Source organism: Streptomyces sp. D2-8, from assembly GCF_023184515.1.
Lineage (GTDB): Bacteria > Actinomycetota > Actinomycetes > Streptomycetales > Streptomycetaceae > Streptomyces.
The window spans coordinates 25,137-51,092 of the sequence record NZ_JAAHBP010000015.1; the positions used below are offsets into that span (position 1 = coordinate 25,137).

General features: G+C 71.3%; 25 protein-coding genes. 4 read left to right on the top strand and 21 right to left on the bottom strand.

The window, feature by feature from the left end; genetic code table 11:
• Positions 1–219: 219 nt before the first annotated feature.
• Complete coding sequence (locus G3I77_RS25260; protein WP_248507389.1) at positions 220–1,149, bottom strand: LysR family transcriptional regulator; 930 nt, start codon at positions 1,147–1,149, stop codon at positions 220–222.
• A 70-nt stretch (positions 1,150–1,219) separates the two neighbouring features.
• Here G3I77_RS25260 and G3I77_RS25265 point away from each other — a divergent pair, with 70 nt between their 5' ends.
• The gene (locus G3I77_RS25265; RefSeq protein WP_248507392.1) at positions 1,220–2,371 is read left to right on the top strand and encodes a TDT family transporter; all 1,152 of its coding nucleotides are present in this window, start codon (positions 1,220–1,222) and stop codon (positions 2,369–2,371) included.
• Here G3I77_RS25265 and G3I77_RS25270 read toward each other — a convergent pair.
• The 4 genes from G3I77_RS25270 to G3I77_RS25285 all read right to left on the bottom strand — a co-directional run bounded on the left by G3I77_RS25270 (position 2,283) and on the right by G3I77_RS25285 (position 7,596).
• Positions 2,283–3,002: a helical backbone metal receptor gene (locus G3I77_RS25270; RefSeq protein WP_248507394.1), complete on the bottom strand. Its 720-nt coding sequence runs from the start codon at positions 3,000–3,002 to the stop codon at positions 2,283–2,285. The genes G3I77_RS25265 and G3I77_RS25270 overlap by 89 nt on opposite strands.
• Positions 2,999–3,568: a helix-turn-helix domain-containing protein gene (locus G3I77_RS25275; protein ID WP_248507396.1), complete on the bottom strand. Its 570-nt coding sequence runs from the start codon at positions 3,566–3,568 to the stop codon at positions 2,999–3,001. Before G3I77_RS25275 ends, G3I77_RS25270 begins: the two co-directional genes overlap by 4 nt.
• A gap of 328 nt (positions 3,569–3,896) precedes the next feature.
• Positions 3,897–6,512: an ABC transporter permease/substrate binding protein gene (locus tag G3I77_RS25280; RefSeq protein WP_248507397.1), complete on the bottom strand. Its 2,616-nt coding sequence runs from the start codon at positions 6,510–6,512 to the stop codon at positions 3,897–3,899.
• Positions 6,505–7,596 carry a glycine betaine/L-proline ABC transporter ATP-binding protein gene (locus tag G3I77_RS25285; protein WP_248507398.1) on the bottom strand — a complete coding sequence of 364 codons (1,092 nt, stop codon included), beginning with the start codon at positions 7,594–7,596 and terminating at the stop codon, positions 6,505–6,507. The genes G3I77_RS25280 and G3I77_RS25285 overlap by 8 nt, the downstream gene beginning before the upstream one ends.
• Positions 7,597–7,766: 170 nt before the next feature.
• Here G3I77_RS25285 and G3I77_RS25290 point away from each other — a divergent pair, with 170 nt between their 5' ends.
• The gene (locus G3I77_RS25290) at positions 7,767–8,696 is read left to right on the top strand and encodes a 5'-3' exonuclease (RefSeq protein ID WP_248507695.1); all 930 of its coding nucleotides are present in this window, start codon (positions 7,767–7,769) and stop codon (positions 8,694–8,696) included.
• 79 nt (positions 8,697–8,775) lie between these two features.
• Positions 8,776–9,618 carry a siderophore-interacting protein gene (locus tag G3I77_RS25295; RefSeq protein ID WP_248507399.1) on the top strand — a complete coding sequence of 281 codons (843 nt, stop codon included), beginning with the start codon at positions 8,776–8,778 and terminating at the stop codon, positions 9,616–9,618.
• 42 nt (positions 9,619–9,660) lie between these two features.
• Here the strand turns inward: G3I77_RS25295 and G3I77_RS25300 are convergent, their stop codons facing one another.
• Positions 9,661–10,242 (bottom strand): GNAT family N-acetyltransferase, encoded by a 582-nt coding sequence (locus G3I77_RS25300; protein ID WP_248507400.1) that lies wholly within the window; start codon positions 10,240–10,242, stop codon positions 9,661–9,663.
• An 80-nt stretch (positions 10,243–10,322) separates the two neighbouring features.
• On the opposite strand from G3I77_RS25300, the gene G3I77_RS25305 reads away from it, so the two are divergent.
• Positions 10,323–11,315 carry an RluA family pseudouridine synthase gene (locus G3I77_RS25305; protein ID WP_248507401.1) on the top strand — a complete coding sequence of 331 codons (993 nt, stop codon included), beginning with the start codon at positions 10,323–10,325 and terminating at the stop codon, positions 11,313–11,315.
• Here the strand turns inward: G3I77_RS25305 and G3I77_RS25310 are convergent.
• From G3I77_RS25310 to G3I77_RS25380, 15 genes are all read right to left on the bottom strand, one after another.
• Positions 11,309–12,823: a cytochrome P450 gene (locus tag G3I77_RS25310; protein ID WP_248507403.1), complete on the bottom strand. Its 1,515-nt coding sequence runs from the start codon at positions 12,821–12,823 to the stop codon at positions 11,309–11,311. The genes G3I77_RS25305 and G3I77_RS25310 overlap by 7 nt on opposite strands.
• A 64-nt stretch (positions 12,824–12,887) precedes the next feature.
• The gene (locus G3I77_RS25315) at positions 12,888–13,508 is read right to left on the bottom strand and encodes an ATP/GTP-binding protein (protein WP_248507405.1); all 621 of its coding nucleotides are present in this window, start codon (positions 13,506–13,508) and stop codon (positions 12,888–12,890) included.
• Entirely contained in the window at positions 13,489–13,887 is a 399-nt protein-coding gene (locus G3I77_RS25320; protein WP_248507407.1) for a DUF742 domain-containing protein, read from the bottom strand. The genes G3I77_RS25315 and G3I77_RS25320 overlap by 20 nt, the downstream gene beginning before the upstream one ends.
• Complete coding sequence (locus G3I77_RS25325) at positions 13,884–14,291, bottom strand: roadblock/LC7 domain-containing protein (RefSeq protein ID WP_248507409.1); 408 nt, start codon at positions 14,289–14,291, stop codon at positions 13,884–13,886. Before G3I77_RS25325 ends, G3I77_RS25320 begins: the two co-directional genes overlap by 4 nt.
• Positions 14,288–15,928, bottom strand: a complete 1,641-nt coding sequence (locus tag G3I77_RS25330; RefSeq protein WP_248507412.1) for a sensor histidine kinase KdpD — start codon at positions 15,926–15,928, stop codon at positions 14,288–14,290. Before G3I77_RS25330 ends, G3I77_RS25325 begins: the two co-directional genes overlap by 4 nt.
• 396 nt (positions 15,929–16,324) lie before the next feature.
• Complete coding sequence (locus tag G3I77_RS25335) at positions 16,325–19,171, bottom strand: RNA helicase (protein ID WP_248507414.1); 2,847 nt, start codon at positions 19,169–19,171, stop codon at positions 16,325–16,327.
• A gap of 40 nt (positions 19,172–19,211) precedes the next feature.
• Positions 19,212–20,102 carry a diacylglycerol kinase gene (locus G3I77_RS25340; RefSeq protein WP_248507416.1) on the bottom strand — a complete coding sequence of 297 codons (891 nt, stop codon included), beginning with the start codon at positions 20,100–20,102 and terminating at the stop codon, positions 19,212–19,214.
• Between the two features lie 31 nt (positions 20,103–20,133).
• A complete protein-coding gene (gene tatC / locus G3I77_RS25345; protein WP_248507417.1) occupies positions 20,134–21,093 on the bottom strand; it encodes a twin-arginine translocase subunit TatC in 960 nt (319 codons plus the stop codon).
• A 47-nt stretch (positions 21,094–21,140) separates the two neighbouring features.
• A complete protein-coding gene (gene tatA, locus G3I77_RS25350) occupies positions 21,141–21,422 on the bottom strand; it encodes a Sec-independent protein translocase subunit TatA (protein ID WP_033311911.1) in 282 nt (93 codons plus the stop codon).
• 261 nt (positions 21,423–21,683) lie between these two features.
• Complete coding sequence (locus G3I77_RS25355) at positions 21,684–21,878, bottom strand: hypothetical protein (RefSeq protein ID WP_248507418.1); 195 nt, start codon at positions 21,876–21,878, stop codon at positions 21,684–21,686.
• Positions 21,879–21,937: 59 nt separating this feature from the next.
• Positions 21,938–22,234 carry a phage terminase large subunit family protein gene (locus G3I77_RS25360; RefSeq protein WP_248507419.1) on the bottom strand — a complete coding sequence of 99 codons (297 nt, stop codon included), beginning with the start codon at positions 22,232–22,234 and terminating at the stop codon, positions 21,938–21,940.
• A 100-nt stretch (positions 22,235–22,334) separates the two neighbouring features.
• Entirely contained in the window at positions 22,335–23,411 is a 1,077-nt protein-coding gene (locus G3I77_RS25365; protein WP_248507420.1) for a WYL domain-containing protein, read from the bottom strand.
• A gap of 17 nt (positions 23,412–23,428) precedes the next feature.
• Positions 23,429–24,406: a YafY family protein gene (locus tag G3I77_RS25370; protein WP_248507421.1), complete on the bottom strand. Its 978-nt coding sequence runs from the start codon at positions 24,404–24,406 to the stop codon at positions 23,429–23,431.
• Between the two features lie 129 nt (positions 24,407–24,535).
• The gene (locus G3I77_RS25375; protein WP_248507422.1) at positions 24,536–24,907 is read right to left on the bottom strand and encodes an FKBP-type peptidyl-prolyl cis-trans isomerase; all 372 of its coding nucleotides are present in this window, start codon (positions 24,905–24,907) and stop codon (positions 24,536–24,538) included.
• Between the two features lie 56 nt (positions 24,908–24,963).
• Positions 24,964–25,944, bottom strand: a complete 981-nt coding sequence (locus G3I77_RS25380; protein ID WP_248507423.1) for an FKBP-type peptidyl-prolyl cis-trans isomerase — start codon at positions 25,942–25,944, stop codon at positions 24,964–24,966.
• Positions 25,945–25,956 lie beyond the last annotated feature (12 nt).

Below are 25,956 nucleotides of genomic sequence, written 5' to 3' on the forward strand. Positions count from 1 at the left end.
GCGACGCAGCGGCCCAGCAGCCCAGAGGCCGGGCGACGCAGCGGCCCAGCAGCCCAGAGGCCGGGCGACGCAGCGGCCCAGCAGCTCGGCGGCCCGGCGGCCCGGCGGCCAGCAGCCCGGCAGCTCGGCCGACCCAGCGGCCCAGCAGCCCAGCAGCCCAGCAGCCCAGCAGCCCAGCAGCCCAGCAGCCCAGCAGCCCAGCAGCCCAGCAGCGAGACGCTACCCCCGCGTCAGCGACAGCAGGTCCCGTGCCGGTCCGGCGGGGCGGTGTCCCGTGGGCCACACCGCCCTCAAGTCCCGCGCCAGGGCCACCCCGTCCACCGGCACCCGCACCAGCCGCCGCATCGCCAGCTCCTCCCCCACCGCCAGCTCGCTCAGCACCGCCGGGCCCGCACCGCTCACCGCCGCGGCCTTCACCGCCGTCGTCGAGGACAGCTCGATCAGCGGCCGGGCCAGACCGCCGAGCGCCGCGTCCAGCACCTGCCGCGTCCCCGAGCCCTCCTCGCGGAGGATCAGCGGCGTCGACGCCAGTTCCTCCGCGGCCAGCGACCGCCGCCGCCGAGCCCACGCATGCCCCGGCGCGGTCACCACTATCAGCCGGTCATGGGCGATGACGGCCGAGTCGAGGCCGGCCGGCACCGACAGCCCCTCCACGAACCCCAGATCCGCCTCGTCCGACAGCAGCCGCTCCGCCACCACCGTCGAGTTCCCCGCGTGCAGCGACACCGCCGTGTCGGGCCGCTGCGCGCGCAGCGCGAGCAGCCAGCCCGGCAGCAGATACTCGGCGATGGTCATGCTCGCGGCCACCCGCAGCCGGGAATCGCGACGGACGCGCAGCGCCTGCGCCCCCACGTCGAACGCCTCCGCCGCCTCCACGATCCGCCGCGCCCAGTCCGTCACCAGCGCCCCGGCGTCCGTGAGCCGGGACCCGCGGGGCGACCGGTCGACCAGCGCAACGCCGAGCTGCCGCTCCATCGACCGGATACGGCTGCTGGCCGCGGGCTGGGTGATGCCGAGTTCCCGCGCCGCCCCACCGAGGCTGCCGAGCCGCGCCACCGCCAGCAGCAGCTCCAGGGCGCCCAGATCCGGCACCCGGTGCGCCAGGGCGCCGGAGACCGCCGGCCCGGCCTGCTCATCCGCGTTGCTCATAAACCCAGCTTATGTCGCCATAGAGGCATGGTCCCTGGTGGTGCGCCTCCCCCGGCCCCACCGTGGAGTCATGGTCACCGCAGCCCAGCCCCTCGCGTACCCGCTCTCCGTCCGTCATCTCGGACCCAACTGGTACGCCACCGTGATGGGCACCGCCGTCGTGGCCACCGCGGGAGCCGCCCTCGCGTCGCATGTCCCGGGGCTGCGCGGCGTGCTCGCGGCCGTGTGGGCCCTCTCGCTCGTCCTCCTCCTGGCGCTGCTCGTGGGACGGGCCGTGCACTGGACCCGGCACCGGGACCAGGCCCGCGCCCACCTCCTCGACCCGGCGACGGCCCCCTTCTACGGCTGCCTCGCCATGGCCCTGCTGGCCGTGGGCGGCGGTGCCCTCACCGTCGGCCGGGACTGGATCGGCCTGCGGGCGGCCGTCGCACTCGGCGCGGTGCTGTTCACCGCCGGCACGGTTCTCGGGCTCGCCGCGGCGGTCGTGGTGCCGTATCTGATGGCCGTACGGCATCGGGTGGAGCCGGGTCAGGCCACGCCCGTCTGGCTGCTGCCGCTCGTCGCGCCCATGGTGTCGGCCGCCGTCGGGCCGCTGCTGGTGCCGCATCTGCCGCCCGGTCAGGGCCGGGAGACGCTGCTCCTCGTCTGCTTCGCGCTGTTCGGGCTCAGCCTGCTCGCGACCCTGGTCATGCTGCCGCTGGTATTCGCCCGGTCGCTCACCGGCGGGCCGCTGCCCCTCGCCCTCACCCCGACGCTGTTCCTGGTGCTGGGCCCGCTCGGGCAGTCCACCACCGCCGTCGGCGCCTTCGCGGACGTCGCGCCCGGGGTCGTACCGGAGCCGTACAGCGAGGGTTTCGGCGCCCTCGCCGTGCTCTACGGCGTGCCCGTGATGGGGTTCGCGCTGCTGTGGTTCTGCCTGGCCGCCGCCCATGTGCTGCGCGCCCGGCGGCACGGGATGCGGTTCTCGATGACCTGGTGGTCGTTCACCTTCCCGGTCGGCACCTGTGTCACGGGCGCCGAGGCGCTGGGCCGGCACACCGGGCTCATCGCCTACGCGGGACCGGCGGTCGTGCTGTACGCGGTTCTGGTCGCGGCCTGGGGCACCGCCGTCGTGGGCACCGTAGGCGGGCTGCTCAGGGGCGAGCTGCTCGCAGCGCCCGGCCCAGCACCCGCGGCGCCTCGGCCAGTGACGGCCCGTACCACGTCAGGTGCCGTCCGCTGACGAGCGCGCAGGGCAGGCCGGGGAAGGCCTCGGGGCCGTCGTCCGCGGTGAAGCGGTAGGGCTCGTCCGGGAGGACCACCACGTCGGGTGCCGAGGCGCGGAGTTCCTCCAGCGCGATGCGCGGGTAGCGGTCGGGGTGCGTCGCGTACAGATGGTCGACGCCGAGACGGGCGAGGACGTCACCGGCGAACGTGTCACGGCCCAGGACCATCCACGGCCGGCGCCAGATCGGCACGACCGCCGTCAGCCGTGCCCCGGGCTCCGGCAGGGACGACCAGGTCCGCTCCGCCTCCTCCAGCCAGCGCGGGCGGGCCGTCACCCCGCAGGCGTCCAGCACCCGGGCCAGTTCCCGGAAGGCCTGCGGCACGTCGCGGATCTCCGTCACCAGGACCTCGACGCCCGCCGCGCGCAGGGCCGCGAGGTCGGGCTCGCGGTTCTCCTCCTCGTTGGCGATCACGAGGTCGGGAGCGAGGGAGACGATCCGGTCGGTCTTCGGGTTCTTCGTGCCGCCGACGCGTACGACGTCGAGGCCGGGCGGATGGGTGCACCAGTCGGTGGCGCCGGCCAGGGTTCCGGGCGCCGACCGGGCCACGGCCTCGGTCAGCGACGGGACCAGCGAGACGACCCTCACCGGCGTGGCCGGTCCCGGACCGCTTCGATGTGCTCCGCCACGGCGACGACGATCACGCGGGTGTCCGACTCGGCCGCCCGCCAGCGATGCCGTACGCCGCCGGTCAGGTACAGGGTGTCGCCACGGCCGAGGCGGTAGGCACGGCCCTCCGCCTCGATCTCCACCGCGCCGTCGGCGACGTACATCAACTGGTCGTTGCGGTACTGGAATTCACGTCCGGCGTCATGGTCGCCGGTGAACTCGGAGGCGTGCATCTGATGGTGGCCGCGGACCAGGGAGCGGGTCCGGGGCTGGGGCTGCGGCTCGGTGTCGTCGGCACGGACGACGTCCACGCTGCACGCCGGGTCGGCCGCGGCGAGGAGCTCCACGGCGGTGGTGCGCAGGGCGTCGGCGACCTTCTCCAGGGAACTGGTGCTGGGCCGGGCCCGGTCGTTCTCGATCTGGCTCAGGAAGGGGACCGACAGACCGCTGCGCGCGGCCACGACGGCGAGGGTGAGCTCCAGCGCGCGGCGCCGCCGGCGCACGGCCGCGCCCACCCGAAGGGGTTGCTCTTTGTGGTCGCCCATCGCTCCGGCTCCCTCCTTCGCCCGTCGATCCGCGTCCCGTGCGGCGGTGTCCCGGCACACTGCTTCTGTTGAGTTGTCTGCACCCTACGCATGTTCGGCAAACCGTTTCATGCGCCCGTCACATCGACGTCATACGGGACGGTGCACGACCTCACACTTCGCGCCAGAGGATCCCTCGCCGGAGGGGGCGGGGCGAGCCGTCCTCCCGCGGAGGAACAGGCGGGGAGCGGGGGTTCAGGGGGTGGCGTAGCGCTCTGTGGTTGTCCGGATCCCGTTCGTGGGATCGGTCCGGGTGGGACGCGGCGTGTCGCGCGCCCCACCCGGAACCCTACTGCGGTGTCATGCGCTGCACCATGTCCGGGTGCTGCTCGAGCCACTCGGCCACGGCCTCTTCCTCATGGCCCTGGCCGCGGTCCTTGATCTCGCTCTCCAGGCTGCCGAGCTCGTCCTCGCTCATCTTGAAGTTCTTGATCCACTTCGTGAGCTGCGGGTACTCCTCGGGGAACTTCTCGTTGGAGATGGTGCGGATCGTGTTGCCCTCGCCGAAGGCCTTCTCGGGGTCCTTCAGCTTGGTCAGCTCGTAGTCGCTGTACGCCCAGTGCGGCGACCAGAGGGTGACGGCGATCGGCTCCTTCTTGGCGTACGCGCGCTTCAGCTCGGCCAGCATCGCGGGCGTGGAGCCGTCGACGACCTCGTACTCGTCGTCCAGGCCGTAGCCGGGCAGGACCTTGTTCTTCAGCAGATCCATCTCGCCGGTGCCCGGCTCGATGCCGATGATCTTCCCCTTGAAGGTGCCGGACTTGCCCTTGAGGTCCTCCAGGGAGTCGACGCCCTTCACATAGGACGGTACGGCGATCTCCAGGGAGGTCGGTTCGTACCAGGTGCCGAGGTCCTTGAGCCGGTCCTTGTTCTTGTCCCAGTAGTTCTTCTGGGCGTAGGGCAGCCAGGCGTCGAAGTTGAGGTCGAGATCGCCCGAGGCGAGGCCGGTGTAGACCGGGCCGACGTCCATCTGCTTCAGGTTCAGCTTGTAGCCGCGCCGCTCCAGGACGTTCTTCCACAGGTAGGTGACGGCGATGTCCTCGTCCCAGGGGAACCAGGCGACGTCCAGGGGCTGCTTGGCCTCGGCGGGCGTACTGCCGCCGGAGTCCCGCACCGGGGCGAGCTTGTCGACGACGCCGGGGTTCTGCTTCAGCCAGGCGCGGACGGCGTCCTGCTGGTTGCCCTTGCCCGCCTTGTTGATCTCGGCCTCGAGGCTGGTGAGCTGCTTCTCGCTCATCGTGAAGTTCTTCAGCCACCCGGCGACCGTCGGGTCGTCGTCGGCGAAGCCCTTGCGGGACAGGGTGTGCACCCCGTCGCCCTCGCCCCAGGCGCCCTTCGGGTCCTTGAGCTTCTTGAGGTCGTAGTCGTTGTACGCCCAGTGCGGCGACCAGAGGGTGGTGACGATCGGCTTCTTCTGGGCGTAGGCGCGCTGGAGCTCGGCGAGCATCGCGGGCGTGGAGCTGTCGACGACCTCGTACTCCTTGTCGAGGCCGTACTCCTTGAGGACCTTGCTCTTCAGCAGGGCCATCTCGCCGGCGCCGGACTCGATGCCGGTGATCTTGCCGCCGAACTCGGAGGCCTTGCCCTTGAGGTCCTCCAGGGAGTCGATGCCCTTCATGTAGGCGGGCACGGTGAGCTCCAGGGACGTCTTGTCGTACCAGGCGCCGAGGTCGTCGAGCTGCTTGCCGTACTTCTTCCAGTACTGGGCGTGGGTGGTGGGCAGCCAGGCGTCCGTCTGGAAGTCGACGTCGCCCTGGGCGAGGGAGGTGTACAGCGGGCCGGCGTCGAACTGCTTGGCCTCGACCTCGTACCCGCGCTGCTCCAGGATCTCCTTCCACAGGAAGGTGGAGGCGACGCCCTCGTCCCAGGGGATGTAGCCGATGCTGATCTTCTTGCCCTGGCCGACGTTCTTGCCGTTCGCCACGGCCTCGGTGCCACTGGTGCCACCGAAGACACCCATGCCGCCCGCGGTGAGCGCGAGGACGACGACACCGATCACGGCGACCGCCGGACGCGGCCGGTACGACCAGATCTTCAGTCCCTGGGCGGCGCGCAGCCTGGCGGCGGCACGGCGGCCGAGCGGGGAGACCTGGGTGCCCAGGGCGCTGGTCATGCGGTCCAGGTAGATCGCGAGGATCACGATCGCCACACCGGCCTCGGAGCCGAGGCCCACGTTGAGCTGGCCGATGGCCTCGTTGACGTCGCCGCCGAGGCCGCCGGTGCCGACCATGCCGGCGATCGCGGCCATGGACAGACCGAGCATGATGACCTGGTTGACGCCTGCCATCACGGTGGGCAGGGCGAGCGGCAGCTGGACGCGCAGCAGGGTGTTGCGCGGCGAGGTGCCGAACGCCTCAGCCGCCTCGACCAGTTCCTTGTCGACCTGCCGGATGCCCAGCTCGGTCATCCGCACGCCCGGGGCGAGCGCGAAGATCAGCGTGGCGACGATGCCCGCGGGGGCGCCGGTGCCGAAGAAGAGGATCGCCGGGATGAGGTAGATCATCGCGGGCAGCGTCTGCATGAAGTCCAGGACGGGCCGGACCAGACCGCTGACGCGGTCCGAGCGGGCCGCCCAGATGCCCACGGGCAGGGAGATCACGAGTGCGATGACGGTCGCCACGAGGACGAGTGACAGGGTGATCATCGCGTTCTCCCACAGTTCGAGGGAGTCGATGAACGCGAATCCGGCGAACGTGAGGACACCGGCGAGCGTGCCGCGCAGCCAGAAGGCGATCACGGCGAAGATGCCCGCGAGGAGCAGCGGTTCGGGGGCCTGCAGGACGGCGTTGATGCCGTCGTAGAGGCCGAGGAAGACGGTCTTGCAGAAGTCGAACAGCCACGCCATGTGGGTGGTGAGCCAGTCGACCGCGTCGTTGACCCAGGTACCGAGTTGAATCCTAGGCACGGGCGGTCACCTTCTCTCCGCCCTTGTCGCGCGGGGTGTCACAGGACGCGGGGGTGGCGTCCTGCTCGTCGCCGAGGAAGCCGATCAGGCGCTGCCGGGGGACGACGCCGATCTGCTTGTTGTCCGTGTCCACGACGGAGACGGGGTGGGAGAGCCGGGCGCTGATCGCGCACAGCTCCGTGAAGGGGGTGTCGGCCGTGGCGGTCTCGCAGCGGCAGCCGGGGTCGTCGCCGGTGACCGAGGCGTCCATGATCTCGCCGGCGGTCAGGACGCGGGAGCGGTCGACGTCCTGGGTGAAGGAGGCGACGTAGTCGTTCTCCGGCCGCAGCAGGATGTCCTGGGCGGTGCCGATCTGGACGATGCGGCCGTCGCGCATGACGGCGATGCGGTCGCCCAGGCGCATGGCCTCGTTCAGGTCGTGGGTGATGAAGACGATCGTCTTCTTGAGTTTCTGCTGGAGCTCCAGGAGCTGGTCCTGCATGTCCCGGCGGATCAGCGGGTCCAGGGCGCTGAAGGACTCGTCCATCAGCAGCAGGTCGGCGTCGGTGGCGAGCGCGCGGGCCAGACCGACCCGCTGCTGCATGCCGCCGGACAGCTCGTCGGGCCAGGACTTCTCCCAGCCGGCCAGGCCGCACAGGGCGAGCGCCTCGTCGGCGCGGCGTGCGCGCTCGGCGCGGGGCACGCCCTGCACTTCCAGACCGTAGGCGGCGTTCTCGCGCACGCTGCGGTGCGGGAAGAGCGCGAAGTGCTGGAACACCATGCTGATCTTCCTGGAGCGGACCTCGCGCAGTTCACGGCCGCCGAGCGTGGTCAGGTCCTGGCCGTCGAAGCGCACATGCCCGGCGGTCGGCTCGAGCAGGCCGTTCAGCATGCGCAGCAGGGTGGACTTGCCGGAACCGGACAGGCCCATGACGACGAAGATCTGGCCGGGCTCCACGGTGAAGGACGCGTCGATCACGGCGGCGGTCGTGCCCTCGGCCCGCAGTTCGTCCCGGTCGGCCCCGCCGCGCAGCCGCTCGACGGCCCGGTCCGGTCTCCTGCCGAACACCTTGTACAGACTCTCTGCCTCAAGCGTCGCTGACACGTGCACCTCTATTTCCACGGGAACAGAACAGAGCGAGGACAGGGCGCAAACAGTTGAAATGCGCAACCAGCCTCGCTCCGGGCCCGCGCCTTCCCAAGATCCCGGATCCCAAACACACAAGTGGGGCGCGTCACATGCGAGGCGAGTGACTGTCGACGGCGTACGGCATGATGCGTGGCGTGACCGGACGACTGATGCTCCTCGACACCGCTTCCCTGTACTTCCGCGCCTACTTCGGCGTCCCGGACTCGGTCAGGGCCCCGGACGGCACGCCGGTGAACGCCGTGCGCGGACTGCTCGACTTCATCGACCGCCTGGTCAAGGACCACCGGCCGGACCTTCTGGTGGCCTGCATGGACGCCGACTGGCGGCCGCAGTGGCGGGTGGACCTGATCCCGTCCTACAAGGCGCACCGCGTCGCCGAGGAGCACGCGGTGGGCCCGGACGAGGAGGAGGTGCCCGACACGCTGTCGCCGCAGGTGCCGGTCATCGAGGCGGTGCTGGACGCGGTGGGCATCGCGCGCGTGGGCGTCGCCGGATACGAGGCGGACGACGTGATCGGCACGTTCACCGCACGGGCGAAGGGCCCGGTCGACATCGTCACGGGCGACCGCGATCTGTACCAGCTCGTGGACGACGCGCGCGGGGTGCGCGTGCTGTACCCGCTGAAGGGCGTGGGCACGCTGCAGCACACCGATGAGGCGGTGCTGCGTGAGAAGTATGGGGTCGACGGCAACGGGTACGCGGATCTGGCCCTGCTGCGCGGCGACCCCAGCGACGGCCTGCCGGGTGTGCCGGGTATCGGAGAGAAGACGGCCGCCAAGCTGCTGGCCGAGTTCGGGGACCTGGCCGGGATCATGGCGGCGATCGATGACCGGAGGTCGAAGCTGACGCCGACCCAGCGCAGGCGGCTGGACGAGGCGCGCCCCTATCTCGCGGTCGCGCCGAAGGTGGTCCGGGTCGCCGACGACGTGCCTACGCCGGATGTCTCCACCGCGCTGCCGCGGACGCCGCGCGACCCGGCGGCACTGGAGGCGCTGGCGGTCCGCTGGGGACTGGGCGGGTCGCTGGAGCGCCTGCTGGCGACGCTCGCGACGTGATCTCTCGCCTCGAGAGGTGTGAAGTGGGGACGAGGTGCTAACTTAGGTAACCCTAACTATACGAGACAGGGAGGTCCTCATGGCAGAGCGACCGGGACGCCAGCCGCGCAGGCTCCACTCCGCGCAGGTCGTGCGCACCGAGCGGCTGACCCCGCACATGCAGCGTGTGGTGCTCGGCGGCGAGGGCCTCGCCGATTTCGCGGCGGGCACGTGCACCGACCACTACGTGAAGCTGCTGTTCCCGCCCGTGGGCGTCACCTATCCGGAACCGTTCGACCTGCAGCGCGTCCGGGACGAGCTGCCGCGCGAACAGTGGCCGGTGACCCGGACCTACACGGTCCGCCAGTGGGACGCCGCGCACCGCGAACTGACGCTGGACTTCGTCATCCACGGTGACGAGGGCCTGGCCGGCCCGTGGGCCGTGCGCGTCCGGCCGGGCGAGACGGTGCGCTTCATGGGCCCCGGCGGGGCGTACGCGCCGGACCAGAGCGCCGACTGGCATCTGCTCGTCGGCGACGAGAGCGCGCTGCCCGCGATCGCCTGTGCCCTGGAGGCGCTGCCGCGCGGGGCCAGAGCGTACGCCTTCGTGGAGATCTCCGGCCCCGAGGAGGAGCAGAAGATCGACTCGGACGTGGACGTCGTCTGGCTGCACCGCGGCGCCCGGCCGCTCGGTGAGGCGCTGGTCGAGGCCGTACGGAACCTGGAGTTCCCCGAGGGCCGCGTGCACGCCTTCGTCCACGGCGAGGCGCACTTCGTCAAGCAGCTGCGCCATCTTCTCCGTGTGGAGCGCCACGTCCCGCGCGAGGGCATCTCGATCTCCGGCTACTGGCGCCGCGGCCACAACGAGGACGGCTGGCAGGCCTCCAAGCGCGAGTGGAACGCCCGGATCGAGGCGGAGCAGGAGAGCGCGTCCGCGGCCTGAGGGCAGCCGGATCACCCGGGCGGAGCGGCGTGCGGGCTCGGCTCACTCCCCGTGCACCCGCGCATGCAGATGCATGTCGTGCCATCCGTCGGGCTGCATGATCGCACTGCGCTTGGTGCCCTCCAGCTCGAAGCCGGTCCTGGTGGCGACCCGGCACGAGGCCTCGTTGCGCACGGCGTGCAGAAGCTCCAGGCGGTGGAAGCCCGTCTCGTCGAAGGCCCAGCGGGTGAGCGCGGTCGTGGCGCGGACGGCGACACCCCGCCCCCGGGCCGCCGGGACGGTCCAGTACGCCGCCTCCGCCGTCCCGTCGTCGAGCCGTATCTCGCGCAACGCCACCCGGCCCAGCAGCGCGCCGGACTCCGCGCCGGCCACGGCCCAGTGCGCCTCCCGCTCCCCCTCCCACGCCTGACGCCACGCGCGGATCCAGCCCCCGGCCTCCTCCACGGAGTCGGCGGTCCGGGCGTGCCACTGGTGCATCAACGGGTCCTGGAAGACCTCGTACACCGCGGGCGCGTCCCCGGCCCACCAGGGGCGCAGCACGAGTCCGCCGTCGGCGGGGAGAGTCGGTTGCGGGCGGTCCGCGAGGGCCCCGGCGATCAGGACCGGGCTGATGAGGAACGGCATGCCCGCATCCTGGCAAGGGCCGGCCCGGCGGTCCCAGTGGTTTTCCGCCCCCGCGCCCCGGCCTCGTACGCTGGGCCGCGATGAGACGCAAGACCCCCATCCCGCCCTCTCCCCTGCCGCAGCGCCACGGCGTGGACCCGGTGCGGGTGCGGCTGCCCGCCGCGGGGACCTGGGGCACGGTGCGCGAACACCTGGTGGAGCGGCTCTCCGGGGCGGGTGGCGGAGTCGTCGACGGCATGTTCGCCGCGGGCCGGATCGTCGGGGCGGACGGACGGCCCGTCACGGCCGACGCCCCCTTCGTGCCGGGGATGTTCGTGTGGTTCCACCGGGACCTGCCCGACGAGGTGCCGGTGCCCTTCCCGGTGGCGGTCGTGCACCGGGACGAGCACATCGTGGTCGCCGACAAGCCGCACTTCCTCGCCACCACCCCGCGTGGCAGCCATGTCGCCGAGACGGCCCTGGCCCGGCTCCGCCGCGAGCTGGACCTCCCGGCGCTCACCGCCGCGCACCGGCTGGACCGGCTCACCGCGGGACTCGTGCTGTTCACCGTGCGCCCCGAGGAGCGCGGCGCGTACCAGACGCTGTTCCGCGACCGCCGGGTCCGCAAGGAGTACGAGGCCGTCGCACCGTACGCCCCCGCCCTCGCCCTGCCCCGGACGGTCCGCAGCCGGATCGTGAAGGAGCGCGGGGTGCTCACCGCCCGGGAGGTGCCGGGCGAGCCCAACGCCGTGAGCCGTGTCGAGCTCGTCGAGCACCGCGACCGCCCCGGCGGGCCCGGCGGGCTCGCCCGGTACCGGCTCTCACCCGCCACCGGGCAGACGCACCAGCTGCGCGTCCACATGACCGCGCTGGGCGTGCCGATCCTCGGCGACCCGCTCTACCCGGAGGTGACCGCCCCCGGGCCGGCAGGCGACTTCCGCCGCCCGCTCCAACTGCTGGCGAGGTCCCTGGAGTTCACCGATCCCGTCACGGGCGAGGAGCACCGGTTCCGCAGCGGCCGGGTGCTCGCGGCGTGGGCGTCGTACGACCGGTGGGCCGCCGGGACGTACGACGGCCCGTCGGACGGTCAGTAGCCGCGCCACCAGCTCAGGAACCGCCGCCAGGCGCCCTTGCGGCGGGGCGGTTCCGCGACGGCCGGCTGGGGCGGTACCGGGACCGGCTGCGGCTGCACATGAGCCGGCTGCGGCTGCGCGGCGGCCGGCTGGGGCTGCGCGGCGGCCGGTGCCGCTTGCGGCTGCGCGTTGCCGATCTGCCAGTCCGAGCGCTGCGCGGCGACCGGCTTGTGGCTCGGCACCTCCTGCACGTCCTGCGGCGGCTTGGGCGCGAACTGCACCGGCAATTCCATCAGGTGCCGGGAGGCGATGGACGCCGTCCAGCGCAACTCCTCCTCGTCGCAGTCGAGTTCGACGTCCGGCAGCCGCATCAGCAGCGCGTCGACGCCTACGTCGGCGATGGAGCGGCCGATGTCCTGCCCGGGGCACTCGTGCGGGCCGCCGCCGAAGGCGAGATGCGAGCGGTTGCCCTGCATGCTGGCCTTCAGGTCCGGCCGCACCCGCGGGTCGACGTTGGCCGGCAACGGCGCGAAGAGCAGCCCGTCGCCCCGGCGGATGCGCTGCCCGCCCAGCTCGGTCTCCTGCTTGGCGAAGTAGGCGAAGACCGTACTGAACGGCGGCTCGTTCCACAGCGACTGCTCCACCGCCTCCGGCACCGTCATCTGGCCGCCGTTGAGCTGCGCCCGGAAGCGCGGGTCGATCAGCACCGTGAGCAGCACGTTGGACAGCAGGTTGGTGGTGGCCTCGTAGGCGGCGAAGAGCACCAGGCGCAGGTGCTCCCTGACCTCGTCGTCGCTCAGCCGGGCCGGGTGCGTGATCAGGTAGCTGGCGAGGTCCTCCTCCGGCTGGGCGCGGCGCTTGGCCGTGAGCCGGCTCAGGGCGTCCATGACGTACGTGTGGCTGGCGATCGCGGTCTCGGTGCCCTTGAGGGCGTCGCGGGCGGCCTCGACGAGCCGGTCGTTGTACTCGTCGGGCATGCCGAGGATCTCGCACATCACCGCCATCGGCAGGTGCTCGGTGAACTGGCCGACGAGCTCCGCCTCGCCCGCCTCGCAGAACCGGTTGACGATCGTCTGCGTGCTGCGGTTGATGTAGCGGCGCAGGCTGCGGAAGTCGATGGTGGAGATGGCGCCCATGACCGCTCCGCGCAGCCGCTTGTGCTCGTCGCCCTCGGCGTGCGAGGCGATGGGCTGCCAGGCGATGTGCGGCATCAGCGGGTGGTCGGGCTTGACGAGGCCCTCCCTGAGCGGGGTCCAGATACGGCTGTCCCGGCAGTACTGCGAGGGCGAGCGCACCATGTGCAGATTCTCGGCGTGGCCGAGGACGATCCACATCGGCACGTCGTCGTGGAGCAGCACGGGCGCCACGGGACCGTGCTGCTCCCGCAGTCGCTCGTACAGCGCTCCCAGGTCCTCCGCCTCGTGCAGCCGGTGCAGTCCCCCGGGCCCGAGGCCGTGCGCGGGGCAGCCGGGGGGCGGGCCGGGCGGGAGGTCGTCCGTACTGGTCGGGGCGTGGGATTCAGGCGTCACAGAATCGCTCCGAAACTGAGGTGGTTCCAGGTGTATGGGGGGAGGTGGGGGTGGGCGGTACGGGTCAGGTGAGTGAGCCCGTCATGGCGAGCGAGTGCAGGAAGCGCATGAGGGTCATCAGGACGTCGCGGCTGGAGGCCCGCCGCCGCGCGTCGCACTCGATGATCGGGATGTCCGGCGTGAGGTCGAGGGCCGTGCGCAGCTCCTCGACGGCGTAACGAGGGGCGTCGGGGAAGGAGTTGATGGCGACCACGAACGGCACGCCGCGCTCCTCCAGGCGACCCATGACGTCGAAGCTGACCTCCAGCCGCCGGGTGTCGACCAGCACCACCGCGCCGAGCGCGCCCTCGAACAGGCCGTTCCACAGGAACCAGAAGCGCTGCTGGCCGGGCGTGCCGAAGAGGTAGAGCACGAGCTGGTCGGTGACGCTGATCCGGCCGAAGTCCATGGCGACGGTGGTGGCCGTCTTGGACGCGGAGCCGAAGTTGTCGTCGACACCGATGCCGGCCTGCGTCATGGTCTCCTCGGTGGTCAGCGGTGTGATCTCGCTGACCGAGCCGACCATGGTCGTCTTGCCGACGCCGAAGCCACCCACGATCACGATCTTGGCCGCGGCCTGCGCCGTGTGGGGCAGCTGGTCCTCGGCCCGGGGGCCCGGGATGGTGTCAGAGCCGTTGAAGTCCATTCATCACCGCTTCGAGGAGGGAACGGTCGGAACGCGCCTTGCGGACGATCGGGGCGCGCGCCTGCACCAGTTCCGCCGTCAGCAACTCGGTGAGCAGCACGCCCATCGCGCTGAACGGCAGGTGGAGGTAGGCCGACAGCTCGGCCACGGACAGGGGGGCGGCGCAGAGTCGGAGCAGCGCCGCCTGCTCGGGAGAGGCGGAGGGCGGCGGGTCCGTGGCACGCGCCACGATTAACGTCACCAGGTCGAGCTCGGCCCGTTCACCGTCCGGGCCGGCCACCACGTACATCCGCTCCGGGTTACCGGGTTTGCCCTCGCCCTCCCGGGGCGTGGGCGATTCCGGGGCGAGGTCGCGCCTCTGGCGTTGCGGAGGCGTCATACGATCTGCCCGTTCCGCCGGGGCGGACTGGTGAGATGACCGCCGATCCGGACGACCAGGTCGCGCATCATCGCGCTCATCCGGCCGGGTTCGCACCGCACGTCGGAGAGCACCGCGAGGAAGGCGTTGGCGCCGGCCTTCATCAGATAGAAGTAGCCGCGGTCGATCTCGATCATGACGAGCTTCATCTCACCGTCGCCGACGGTGAGTTCCTGGCAGATGCTGCCCGCGAGGGACTGCAGGCCCGCGCAGGCCGCGGCGACCCGGTCGGCGGCGTCGGGCTCGCCGCCGTAGCGGGCGATGCGAAGGCCGTCGGCCGAGAGCACCACGATCATCTCGATGCCCGGCACGCCGTCGGCGAGCTGCTTGAGCATCCAGTCGAAGTTTCCTCGCTGCTGGATCACTTGAGGTCCCCCTCGTCGTCGGCCTCGGTGGGAGCCGGATCGTTGATCAGGTGCAGGTACTTGGTCGGGTTCTGAATGAAGTCGGTCGGGTGCGTGCCGGGTTCGATGCCCTGCTTGAGCCCCTCCCAGAAGGCCTCGAGGCCCTTGCCGGGCGCGTCGGGGGCGTTCATGTCGAGCAGGGGCGCGGGCTCGGGCTCCGCGGTCGCCCAGGGGTTGTACTCGCCCCGCTCGGCGGCCTCCCGGTCGGCCTTCTCGTAGGCGGCCTGCTGGGCGAGTCGCTCGGCGAGGGGCATCTTCACCCTGCTGCGGCGCTGCGGCAGACCGTTCGCGGTCCACTCGGTGACCTCGGGGACGTCGTCGTCCTCCAGGGAGACCGTGGCGGGGATCTTCGGGCTGGTGGGGCGTCGCCTCTTGGGTGCGCGCTTCGGGCCCTCGGGGATGCCGACCGTCATGGGGATGCCGGTGGCGCCGATGCCGTGGGCGAGTCCGACACCGGGCTCGTGTGTGATCATCTCGCTCGGCACGATGAGGATGGCCCGGACGCCGCCGTACGCGGAGGCGCGCAGCGAGACCTGCATGTTGTACGCCGTGCAGAGGCGGCCCACCACGGCCAGTCCCAGACGCGGGTGCTCGCCGATGTCCTGCAGGTCGACGCCCGCCTTGGCGGCCTCCAGCATGCCCTCGATCCGGGCGCGTGCCTCCTCGTTGAGGTTGACACCGCCGTCCTCGATCTCGATGCAGACGCCGGTCTGCACCTCGGTGGCGGTGACGTGCACCTTGGTCTGGGGCGGCGAGTAGCGCGTGGCGTTGTCGAGGAGTTCGGCGGCGGCGTGGATGACCGGCTCGACGTAGATGCCCTTGACGCTGACCTTGGCGATGGAGGAGAGCTGGATGCGCCGGTACTCCAGGATGCGGGACATGGCGCCGCGCAGGGTGCTGTACAGGGACACCGGCTCGGGCCACTGCCGTCCGGGGCGGCCGCCGCCGAGGACGGAGACGGAGTCGGCCAGGCGGCCGATCAGGGCGTTGCCGTGGTCGATGCGCAGCAGGTCGTCGAAGACCTCCGGGTTGCGGCCGTGGTCCTCCTCCATCTCCCTGAGTTCCTCGGCCTGTTGGTGGATGATCGCCTGGACGCGCCGGGCGACGCTGACGAAGGAGCGCGCGGCGGCGTCGCGCATGGTCACTTCGCGGTCGACGATCTTGAGCACCGTCAGCAGCGTCTCGGCCTGCGGGGCGGGGAGGTTGCGGAACGCGGGGTCGACGAGGCCGAGCTTGCGGATCACCTCCCGGGGGGATTCTCCGGTGCGCAGCAGGTCGAGTGCGGCGGGGACGATCTCCCTCGAGAAGCCGACCAGTTCGCTCTCGTGGGCGGCGATCCGCTGTTCCAGGTGCGCGCTGTGCCGGGCGTGCTCCGCACGCTGGTTGCGCAGCGCACGGCCGCGGCGCACCGCCTCGGCCGCCGTCGCGAGCACCAGCGCGGTGGCGATGCCGCCGCACCAGCCGACGGCGCCCCGGGCCGGCTCCGCCACCAGGGCGACGGCGGCTCCGGTCGCCGCCGCCATGACTATGGCCGGCAGCAACAGCACGCGCGCGTAGGGAAGTTCACGGCGACCGGGAGGGGATTGAACACTCACCATGTGGGCCTTCTGACAGGAGTCGACTGAGGTTCGGGGGGACTTTCAGGGGGGTATGTCATGAAACTGTCGGGATCTTCCGCACATTGGGGAACAAGCGCACGAATTCAGCGCAAGATGGTGCGCCGCGGGCGAGCTTAGTCCGACCGGATCAACGCCGTGTCATATTCAGCAACTGCCGGAAACCGGACGCGAAGGGATAGTACGCTCGGTCGTTTACACGCTGCGACATCGTTCGAATGCGTTACGTGACGGCGTACAGGCATACGAAAGTCCCCCACCGTTACGGGTGAGGGACTCTCGGAACAACGTCCTCAGGGGGCGCGGGACTGTGTCACATGTGCGGCTCCGCCGCGGGGACGCGAGCAACCACAGACGACCGGCACCCGCGCAACAAGCTCACCCCACCGACGAGTAGGCGACAACACCCCGCAGCAACAGATCAACGGCCTTGCGCGCGTTCTTCACGACACTGGAACCGTGCGGGGCGGCCGCAGCGATCTGCCCCAGCACGTCGATGACCTGCTTGCACCACCGCACGAAGTCCCCCGCCGGCATCTCCGCCTCGCGCAGCACCTCGTCGAGTCCCTTCCCGGAGGCCCACATGTACGCGGCCCAGGCGAAGCCGAGATCGGGCTCGCGCTGCCCGACGCCCTCGGTCTGGGTGATCCGGAACTCCTCCTCCAGCGCGTCCAGCCGCCCCCAGATCCGCACCATCTCGCCCAGCGCGGCCTTGGCCTTCCCGGACGGCACCTTCGGGGCCATCGCGTCGTCCGCGACCCGCGACTCGAACACCAACGCCGAGACGCACCCGGCCAGTTCGGCCGGGCCGAGGCCCTCCCAGACTCCCTCGCGCAGACACTCGCTGGCGAGCAGGTCCAGCTCGCCGTAGAGCCGCGCGAGCCGCTTGCCGTGCTCGGTGACCTCGTCGGCGCGCAGATAGTCCAGCTCGGTCAGCAGCGCCACGATGCGGTCGAATGTCCGGGCGATCGTGTTCGTACGGCCCTCGATCCGCCGCTCCAGCTGCGAGGTGTCGCGCATCAGCCGGTGGTACCGCTCGGCCCAACGGGCGTGGTCCTCACGGTCGTTGCAGCCGTGGCAGGGGTGCGCGCGCAGCGCGGTCCGCAGCCGGGCGATCTCACGGTCGTCGGCCGCCTGGGAGCGCCGCTTGCGGTGCCGCTCGGCCGGGATGTGCCCGGCCTTGGTGCGCAGCGCCGACGCGAGATCCCGACGGGACTGCGGGGAGCGGGGGTTGAAGGACTTCGGGATCCGCATCCGCTCCAGCGGCTCGACGGGTACCGGGAAGTCCATGGACGCCAGCCGCTTCACCTGCCGCTCCGCGGTCAGCACCAGCGGGCGCGGCCCGTCGTGGTGCTCGAAGCCGCGGTGGCCGTTCGAACGGCCCGCCGGCAGGCCCGGGTCCAGCACCAGCGCCAGGCCGGCGTACTTGCCGGTGGGCACGTGGATGACGTCACCGGGCTTCAGCTTCTCCAGCGCGACGGCGGCCTCCGCGCGCCGCTGGGCCACGCCCTGCCGGGCGATCTCGTTCTCCCGGTCCTTCAGTTCGCGGCGCAGTCGCGCATACTCCTCGAAGTCGCCGAGGTGGCAGGTCATGGAGGCCTTGTAGCCCTCCAGCCCTTCCTCGTTGCGCTGCACCTGCCGGGAGATGCCGACGACCGACTTGTCCGCCTGGAACTGCGCGAACGACGTCTCCAGCAGCTCGCGCGAGCGATGCCGCCCGAACTGCTCGACCAGGTTGACCGCCATGTTGTACGACGGCTTGAAGCTGGAGCGCAGCGGGTACGTGCGCGTGCCGGCCAGGCCCGCGAGGTGCTCGGGGCTCATACCGCGCTGCCAGAGCACCACGGCGTGGCCCTCGATGTCGATGCCGCGCCGCCCGGCACGGCCCGTCAGCTGGGTGAACTCGCCCGGGGTGATGTCCGCGTGCTGCTCGCCGTTCCACTTGACGAGCTTCTCCAGCACCACCGAGCGGGCGGGCATGTTGATGCCGAGGGCGAGGGTCTCGGTCGCGAACACGGCCTTGACCAGACCGCGCACGAACAGCTCCTCGACGACCTCCTTGAAGGTCGGCAGCATGCCCGCGTGGTGGGCGGCGATGCCGCGCTCCAGGCCCTCGAGCCACTCGTAGTAGCCGAGGACGTGCAGATCCTCGCGCGGGATGGACGCCGTGCGCTCCTCGACCAGGGCGCGGACCTTCTCGCGCGCCTCCTCGTCGTTGAGCCTGAGCCCGGCGTACATGCATTGCTGGACGGCGGCCTCGCAGGCGGCGCGGCTGAAGATGAAGGTGATGGCGGGCAGCAGCCCCTCGGCGTCGAGCCGCTCGATGACCTCGGGCCGGCTCGGCGTCCACACCCGGGAGCGCTGCCTGCGGTCGCGCTCGCGGTCGGCCTCGCGCAGCCGGCCGCGTCGGCGGTCCTGGTACGACGGCCGGCTCGCCTCCATGCGCGCCATGCGCGTGAGGTCGGGGTTGACGGCCTTCTTGTGGCCCTCGCCCTCCTCGAACAGGTCGTACATCCGCCGTCCGGCGAGCACATGCTGGAACAGCGGCACCGGCCGGTGCTCGGAGACGATCACCTCGGTGTCGCCGCGGACCGTGTCGAGCCAGTCGCCGAACTCCTCGGCGTTCGACACCGTGGCCGACAGCGAGACGAGCGTGACCGACTCGGGAAGGTGAATGATCACTTCTTCCCAGACGGCGCCCCGGAACCGGTCGGAGAGGTAGTGCACCTCGTCCATGACCACGTAGCCGAGGCCCAGGAGGGTCTGGGAACCGGCGTACAGCATGTTCCGCAGCACCTCGGTGGTCATCACGACCACCGGCGCCTCGGAGTTGACGCTGTTGTCGCCGGTGAGCAGGCCCACCTTGTCCGTGCCGTAGCGGCGGCACAGGTCGGCGTACTTCTGGTTCGACAGCGCCTTGATGGGGGTCGTGTAGAAGCACTTCCTGCCCTGCTCGAGGGCGAGGTGGACGGCGAACTCGCCGACGATCGTCTTGCCGGAGCCGGTGGGCGCGGCGACCAGCACGCCCTTCCCCGCCTCGAGCGCCTGGCAGGCCTCGATCTGGAAGGGGTCGAGGCCGAAGTCGTACATCTCGCGGAAGGGGGCGAGCGCGGTGGCCTGCTCGGCAGCGCGCTTACGGGCTGCCGCGTACCGCTCGGCCGGTGAGAGGTCCTCTGTCATCGTGCTTTCGAGCGTACCGGGCCGCACTGACAACAGGACGATCATTATCCGGATCCGTTGCTGTGGAACCTGGGATCGGCGCAGCTCAGGGGCCGACGACCCGCACTCCCCCGCGTACGCAGCGCGCGCTCAGCGGCAACGGGCCGAGCGGCTCCCCGTCGGCGTAGCCGGTGATGCCCTCGGCGGCGATCTCGACCCGGGCCGCCCGCAGCACGGTCACCTTCGGATGATCGACGTGCGTCCCCCGGTACACCCTCGGGAACACCCGCAGCAGGGTCGACCGGCTGCAGTCCCCGACCACCGTGACGTCGAACAGCCCGTCGGTCAGGTCGGCGCCGGGGCAGATCCGCATGCCGCCGCCGTAGGAGGAGCCGTTGCCGACGGCCACCAGGGTCGCCTCGACCTCCCGGACCTCGCCGTCGTCGAGCCGGATCCGGTACGGGACGGGCCGGAACTCGGCGAGTTCGGCGATCATCGCCAGGTCGTACTTCAGGCGGCCGGTGGGCCACCGCATGCGGTTGCCGCGGTCGTTGACGCGGGAGTCGAAGCCGGAGGCGAGGACGGTGCCGAACCAGCGGTCGCCGACCTGCCCGAGGTCGATGTCGCGGAGCCGGCCGCACTTGAGGGCGTCGGCGATCATGCGGCCCGCGGCGGCGGGCTCCCGCACGGGCAGGCCGAGGGTGCGGGCGAAGTCGTTGCCGGTGCCGACGGCGACCAGGCCCAGCGGGGTGCGCGTGCCCGCGACCGCCCGCAGCGCGAGGCCCGCCATCCCGTCACCGCCGACGGCTATCAGCGCTCCGGTACCGCCCTGGACGGCCGCACGCGCGCGCACGAGGGCGTCCGCGGCGTCCTCCCCGAGGACCGTCCGCACCGAGAAGCCGGCCGCCCGCAACGCGGAAGCGGCCGGCTGCGCCGCGCGGGCGCCCCGGCCGCGGCCCGCGGTGGGGTTGACGAAGAGGGTGATCTCGCTGGTCACACGACCGACCCTACGAGCTGCCCGCCGATCTTCAGGTCACGTCGTCATAACCGTTGACCCGGTCCGAGCGGTCCGCACTCGCCTGCTCCGGCAGGGCGGCCCGGCTGGTGGTCACGGGTTCGATCTCGCCGATGTCGTCGGGCGTCAGGTCCAGCTCGGAGGCCTCGTCGTCGGCGGGGCCCAGGGCCTCGCGGCGGCTGCGTCGGCGGTCGTTGAGCAGGGAGAAGGCGACGGCGGCGAAGTACAGGATCCAGATCGGCCCGGCGAGCATCAGCATGGTCAGCGGGTCGGTGCTGGGCGTGGCGATGGCCGCGAAGACCGTGATGCCCATGATCATGCCGCGCCACCAGCCGAGCATGCGCTTGCCGGTGAGCGCCCCGGTGAGGTTGAGCATGATCAGCAGCAGGGGCAGCTCGAACGAGAGGCCGAAGACGATGACCATCCGCATGACCAGGTCGAGCAGGTCGTCCAGCGGGAGGAGGTTGGACGTGCCCCCCGGGGTGAACTCGAGGAGCACCCGCGCGGTGGTGGGAAGCACCGTGTAGGCGAAGTAGGCGCCGGTGATGAACAGCGGGGCGCCCGTGCAGACGAAGGCGTAGGCGTACTTCCTCTCGTGCCGGTGCAGACCCGGCGCGACGAAGGCCCACAGCTGGTAGAGCCAGGCCGGCGAGGCCAGCACGACACCGGCCATCAGCGACACCTTCAGCGCCAGTGTGAAGGGGGTGATCAGACCGTTGATGGTGATCTGCGCACACGGCTTCGAGGACTGCGACCTGGCCAGTTCCTGGAAGGTCTTGTCACAGCCGACCGAGTCGAGGATCGGCTTGGTGATCAAGTTGATGATGTCGTTGTAGAAGAAGGCGGCGACGACCGTGACCGCGACGATCGCCAGCATCGCCTTGGCGAGCCGGTTGCGGAGCTCGCGAAGGTGCTCCGCGAGGGGCATGCGCCCCTCGGGATCCCTCTCCTGCTTGCGGGCAGACTTCAGCAACCCACGTTCCCATCTCGTGCGGCGGGCCGGAGGTCACCGGCCCTGCGTCAGCGCTTGGTCGTGTCCGTGGGCTCGTTGACCGGGCGCGAGCTGGTCACGTCACCGGGCGCCGCCTGGATGGTGCGCTGCGAGGGCTCGTCGTTGTTCGGCGGGCCGGCCGGGGTCGTGGACGACTTGTTCTCGTCCTTCATCGCCTTGGCCTCGCTCTTGAGGATGCGGGCGGACTTGCCGAGCGACCGAGCCATGTCCGGAAGCTTCTTCGCGCCGAACAGCAGGATGATGACGACGAGGATGAGAATGATCTCGGGGGCTCCGAGCCTTCCGAACATAAGTCTTTACCTTCTCACCGAGGCGGCTGTGGTGGGGTGCGCTGTCCGACCGGTCGGACACATGTCCGAACGATCGTGCTGGCAGCGATCGTAACGCTCGGGGGTAAACGTGAGGCAATCCCTCTGCATCCCCTGTGCGTACTCCCGTCCGCGACCAGTGCCTCGTTAACCGGGCCGCGACCAGCAGCGTACCTGCCCGAACCACCGACGTGACAGGGCGAACTGCCCCAAAGCGCGACTCACAGCCGCCCTCGGGACGGCTCACAGAGCGTCCACGGAACGGGCCGCGCTCTCCGCCGCCCGCTCCAGATCCTCGGCGGCCCGGTTGATACGGCGCGCCGAGTCCGTGACCTGCCTGCCCAGGCGCTGTGCCGCCACGAAGACCCGCACGGCGAGCACCCCGAGTACGACGAGACTCACGAAACCCACGGCAACCGCGAACATCGGCCAGAACATGACGTCGAGCCTAGACCGTCCCGAGCGGGCGAACGCCCCGACCCACTAGTGCCGGGGCGCTAGACGGTGGAGTGCAGCCGCAGGGTCCGCACACCGCCGCCGGTGAGCAGCTCCACGATCCGCTCCCCCGCCGGCTTGCGGACGGACGCGCCGCACTCCGGGCAGGTGAAGGAGTAGAAGGTGGTGCGGCTCGTGGCGCCGATGGCCAGGCGCAGGGCGCCCGCGGCGAGCTCGAAGCGCTCCCGGCAGTCGGGGCAGCCCGCCCTGAACACGACGGGGGTCACGCTTCTCATCCCGGCGAACGCGGACTCCACCGTCATGCCCCCGACACCACCGGACGTCGCCGACTCGTTCAAGCCCTCGCTCCTCTTTCTGGGGTCGTTCGCCTCCGGGGCGCCGCGGCCGGTGTCGCAATCCGGCCACGCCCGGCCGTGGACCCCGGTGGGCGCCGGTGGCTCAATCGGGTCCGTCGCCCGGCCCGTCCGGAACCGCGTGCACCGCGTGCGGTCCACGCACGTCGGCCTCCACGGCGGAAGCCGTCGACCCGGCCTCGATCCCGTCGTACGCCGCCAGTGCCTCGCGGGCCGCCTGCCGGGCGCTGTCGGCGAGCTCCGGCGGCGAGACGATCCGGCCGTCCCGCCCGAGCCGCAGTGCCAGGCGCCGGAGCGACGCCGGGTCGGGGGTCCGCAGAGTGATACGGAGCCCGCCCTCCGGGAGCTCATCCGCACTGTCGTGCGGGTAGTACTCCGCGACCCAGCGGCCGCCGGGCCCGACCTCGACCACGACCTCAGGGTCCTCGGCCGCGGGCTGCACCAGCGCCTCCGAGAGGTCCCGCAGCTCGATCTCGGGCGGCGCCGACGGCTCGTCCAGGATCTTGATCTCGGCGACCCGGTCGAGCCGGAAGGTGCGGCGCGCCTCGGAGCGACGGCACCAGGCCTCGACATAGGTGTGCCCCACGCTGACCAGGCGGATGGGGTCGATCTCCCGCTCGGTGACCTCGTCGCGCGCGGGCGAGTAGTAGCGGATCCACAGCCGGCGGCGCTCGGCGATCGCCCGGTCGACGTCCGCGAAGACACCGCCCTCGGACTCGAAGGTCACCGACAGGCGCGAGCTGGCGCCCGCCGCCTCGCCGGCCGCGGTCTCCACCTTGGCCGTCGCCCGCAGCAGCGCCTGCCGGTCGCTCTCGCGCAGTCCGGGCAGCGTGGACACCGCCCGGGCGGCGACGAGCAGCGCGGTGGCCTCGTCGGCGGCGAGCCGGAGCGGCTCGGCGGCTTCCGCCGCGAGAGCGGCCGGGTTGTGCCACCAGATGCGCTCGCCGTCGGTGTCGATGTCGAGCAGGTCGCCGCCGCGGAAGCTGGTGCCGCACATGGGCAGCACGTCGAGGTCGGAGACCAGTTCGTCCTCGCTGATGCCGAAGGCGCGCGCGACGTCCTCGACCCGGGCTCCGGGGCGCTCCTTCAGATACGTCACCAGCGAGAGCATCCGCCGGGTCTGGTCGATGGCGTTCACGGGCCTGACCGGTTTGCCTGCCACTGTCTTTCCGCTCCCCCTCAGCCCTTGGCCACGGCCCGCAGCCGGTCCACCACGTCACCCCGCAGCTCGGCGGGCTCCAGGACGACCACGTCCGGCCCGAACTCCACCAGCCAGGCGTCCAGCCCGTGGCCGTACGGAATCTCCAACTCGTCCCAGCCGTCGCCGAGTTCCCGGACGGAGGTGGCCTTCGCCCGAAGGGGGTACCCCGCGCCCGTGCGCAGCCGGATCCGCGCGGAGCGGTCGGCGATCTCCCCGGCCCAGCCCGCGACGGTCTCCCGGACGGTGACGACGTCCGGCACGTCGGCGGTGTACCGGCCGCTGCGCGAGCGGACCTTGCCGGTGATCCGGGACAGCCGGAAGACCCGCTCGGCGGCCCGGTCGCGGTCCCAGCCCGCCAGGTACCAGTGGCCCCGCCAGCACTCCAGCGCCCACGGCTCCACGTGCCGCTGCTCGGGGCGGGCGGCGGTGGCCTTGCGGTAGTCGAAGGCGACGGGCCGGCGGTCCCGGCAGGCCAGCATCAGCGGCTCGAAGGCGGCCTCGTGCACAGGGATGCGCGGCTCCAGCGCGCCGTGCGAGCCGTAGGGGTCGACGTCCTCGGGGAGTCCGGCCGCGCGCAGCTTCTGCAGGGCGCCGCTGGCCGCTCCGGCGAGCCGGGCCTGCTGCCACACCTTGGCGGCGAGCCCGAGGGCGGCGGCCTCCTCGGCGTCCAGGGTGATGGGCGGGAGGCGGTTGCTGTCACGGCGGGCCATGTAGCCGACCTCGCCGTCGAGGTTCTCCACGGTCTCGATGACCAGCCCGAGTTCGCGCAGGTCGTCCTTGTCGCGCTCGAACATGCGGTTGAAGGAATCATCGGAGCCGGTCGCGCCGTTGCCCGGCCCGAAGGCCTCGACGTAGGCCTCGATGGAGTCGCGCAGCTCACGCTTGCTGAGCGGCCGCCGCGTCCCGAGCAGACACAGCGCCAGGTTCATCAGCCGCTCTGCCTTGGCAATGGCCATCGACGCGCTTCGCCTCCCTATGGTGCTTACGAGCGATGACCGTACCGCCACACGGTGGCACGGCAAAAGCCGAGGGCCCATGCCCGAACAGGCATGGGCCCCACATGATCGAGTCCGGTCGGAGCTTGCTCAGACCCCGAGCAGGTCGACCACGAAGATCAGCGTCTCGCCCGGCTTGATCAGAGGGGTCGGGCTCTGGTTGCCGTAGGCCAGGTGCGCGGGGACGGTCAGCTGGCGGCGGCCGCCGACCTTCATGCCCTGTACGCCCTGGTCCCAGCCCTTGATGACCCGGCCGCCGCCCAGCGGGAAGCGGAACGGGGTACCGCGGTTCCAGCTGGCGTCGAACTCCTCGCCCGTGCTGAAGGCGACACCGACGTAGTGCACGGTGACGGTCTGGCCGGCCTGCGCGACCGGGCCGTCGCCCTCCCAGATGTCCTTGATCTCGAGGTCCGCCGGGGGCTCGCCGCCCGGGAAGTCGATCTCGGGCTTGTCGATGCTCACTTCATCTCTCCTTGTTACGTGACCTGCGTCGGGGACAGTCTCACAGACCGGCCGGGTCAGACCGTGCCGAGGATGTCCACCGTGAAGACCAGTGTGTTCTTGGCCAGCTCGCTCTGAGGGCTCGCGCCGTAGCCGAGCGAGGGCGGGATCACCAGCAGCACGCGGTCGCCCACGTGCTTGCCGACGAGGCCCTTGTCCCAGCCCGCCACCACGGAGCCGTTGCCGATCTGAAAGGCGGTGGCCCCGCCGTGGTCCCAGGAGGAGTCGAACTTCTTACCGTCCTCCCACTTGACCCCGGTGTACTGGGCGATGAGCCCCTGGCCGGCCTCGACCTTCTTGCCGTCGCCCTTGATCAGCACCTGCTCCTTGAGGTCCTTGGGAGCCTTCTCGCCCTTGGGGACCGTGATGACCGCGGCCTTCTGCGACGGGGACTTCACCTCGGGCATGCCCGGCTCGGAGGGCGCCTGCTCGCCCTTCGCCTCGGCCTTGGTGTCGACACTGGCGGCACCGACCGGGTCGACCACCCAGATCAGCACGTCCTTCGCGGAGATCCCGGAGGAGGTGTTCAGACCCTGACCGATCAGATCGCCCGCGGTGCCCTGCACCAGGACGCGGCTGCCGGGCTTCTTGCCCTTCACGGCGTCGAGGACCTTCTCGGGCAGCTGCTGGCTCTGCTTGCCGATCTGCTCGATGGACTGCCGCCGGGGCGCCTTGTCACCCGCCGCTCCCGCGGCCCAGGTGCCGCCGAGCTCCTGGTCGCCGCCCCACTTCTCGACGGTCCAGTCCAGCCGGACGAAGTCCGAGCCCTTGATCGGCGATCCACTGCCCGCCGAGACCGTCTTGACCACGGTCTTGTCGGACGGCTTGCCGTCCTTGGGCACGGAGATCTCGGGCTTCGCCCCGACCTTGCCCTTGACCTCGGCGACGCCTCCCGCCGCGTCGCCGTTGTTCCCGTCGTCCGATCCGCACGCGGCGGTGAACAACAGGGCGGGAACGGCCAGCAGCGCGGCCACGCGTCGTTTCGTGTTGTAGTTCATCAGTCCAACTGG

Bases quoted from the DNA above. Each gene is read 5' to 3' on its own strand.
- G3I77_RS25260 (WP_248507389.1), bottom strand. From the start codon at position 1,149: ATGAGCAACGCGGATGAGCAGGCCGGGCCGGCGGTCTCCGGCGCCCTG.
- G3I77_RS25265 (WP_248507392.1), top strand. From the start codon at position 1,220: ATGGTCACCGCAGCCCAGCCCCTCGCGTACCCGCTCTCCGTCCGTCAT.
- G3I77_RS25275 (WP_248507396.1), bottom strand. From the start codon at position 3,568: ATGGGCGACCACAAAGAGCAACCCCTTCGGGTGGGCGCGGCCGTGCGC.
- G3I77_RS25290 (WP_248507695.1), top strand. From the start codon at position 7,767: ATGCGTGGCGTGACCGGACGACTGATGCTCCTCGACACCGCTTCCCTG.
- G3I77_RS25295 (WP_248507399.1), top strand. From the start codon at position 8,776: ATGGCAGAGCGACCGGGACGCCAGCCGCGCAGGCTCCACTCCGCGCAG.
- G3I77_RS25300 (WP_248507400.1), bottom strand. From the start codon at position 10,242: ATGCCGTTCCTCATCAGCCCGGTCCTGATCGCCGGGGCCCTCGCGGAC.
- G3I77_RS25305 (WP_248507401.1), top strand. From the start codon at position 10,323: ATGAGACGCAAGACCCCCATCCCGCCCTCTCCCCTGCCGCAGCGCCAC.
- G3I77_RS25315 (WP_248507405.1), bottom strand. From the start codon at position 13,508: ATGGACTTCAACGGCTCTGACACCATCCCGGGCCCCCGGGCCGAGGAC.
- G3I77_RS25320 (WP_248507407.1), bottom strand. From the start codon at position 13,887: ATGACGCCTCCGCAACGCCAGAGGCGCGACCTCGCCCCGGAATCGCCC.
- G3I77_RS25330 (WP_248507412.1), bottom strand. From the start codon at position 15,928: ATGGTGAGTGTTCAATCCCCTCCCGGTCGCCGTGAACTTCCCTACGCG.
- G3I77_RS25335 (WP_248507414.1), bottom strand. From the start codon at position 19,171: ATGATCGTCCTGTTGTCAGTGCGGCCCGGTACGCTCGAAAGCACGATG.
- tatA (WP_033311911.1), bottom strand. From the start codon at position 21,422: ATGTTCGGAAGGCTCGGAGCCCCCGAGATCATTCTCATCCTCGTCGTC.
- G3I77_RS25355 (WP_248507418.1), bottom strand. From the start codon at position 21,878: ATGTTCTGGCCGATGTTCGCGGTTGCCGTGGGTTTCGTGAGTCTCGTC.
- G3I77_RS25370 (WP_248507421.1), bottom strand. From the start codon at position 24,406: ATGGCCATTGCCAAGGCAGAGCGGCTGATGAACCTGGCGCTGTGTCTG.
- G3I77_RS25380 (WP_248507423.1), bottom strand. From the start codon at position 25,944: ATGAACTACAACACGAAACGACGCGTGGCCGCGCTGCTGGCCGTTCCC.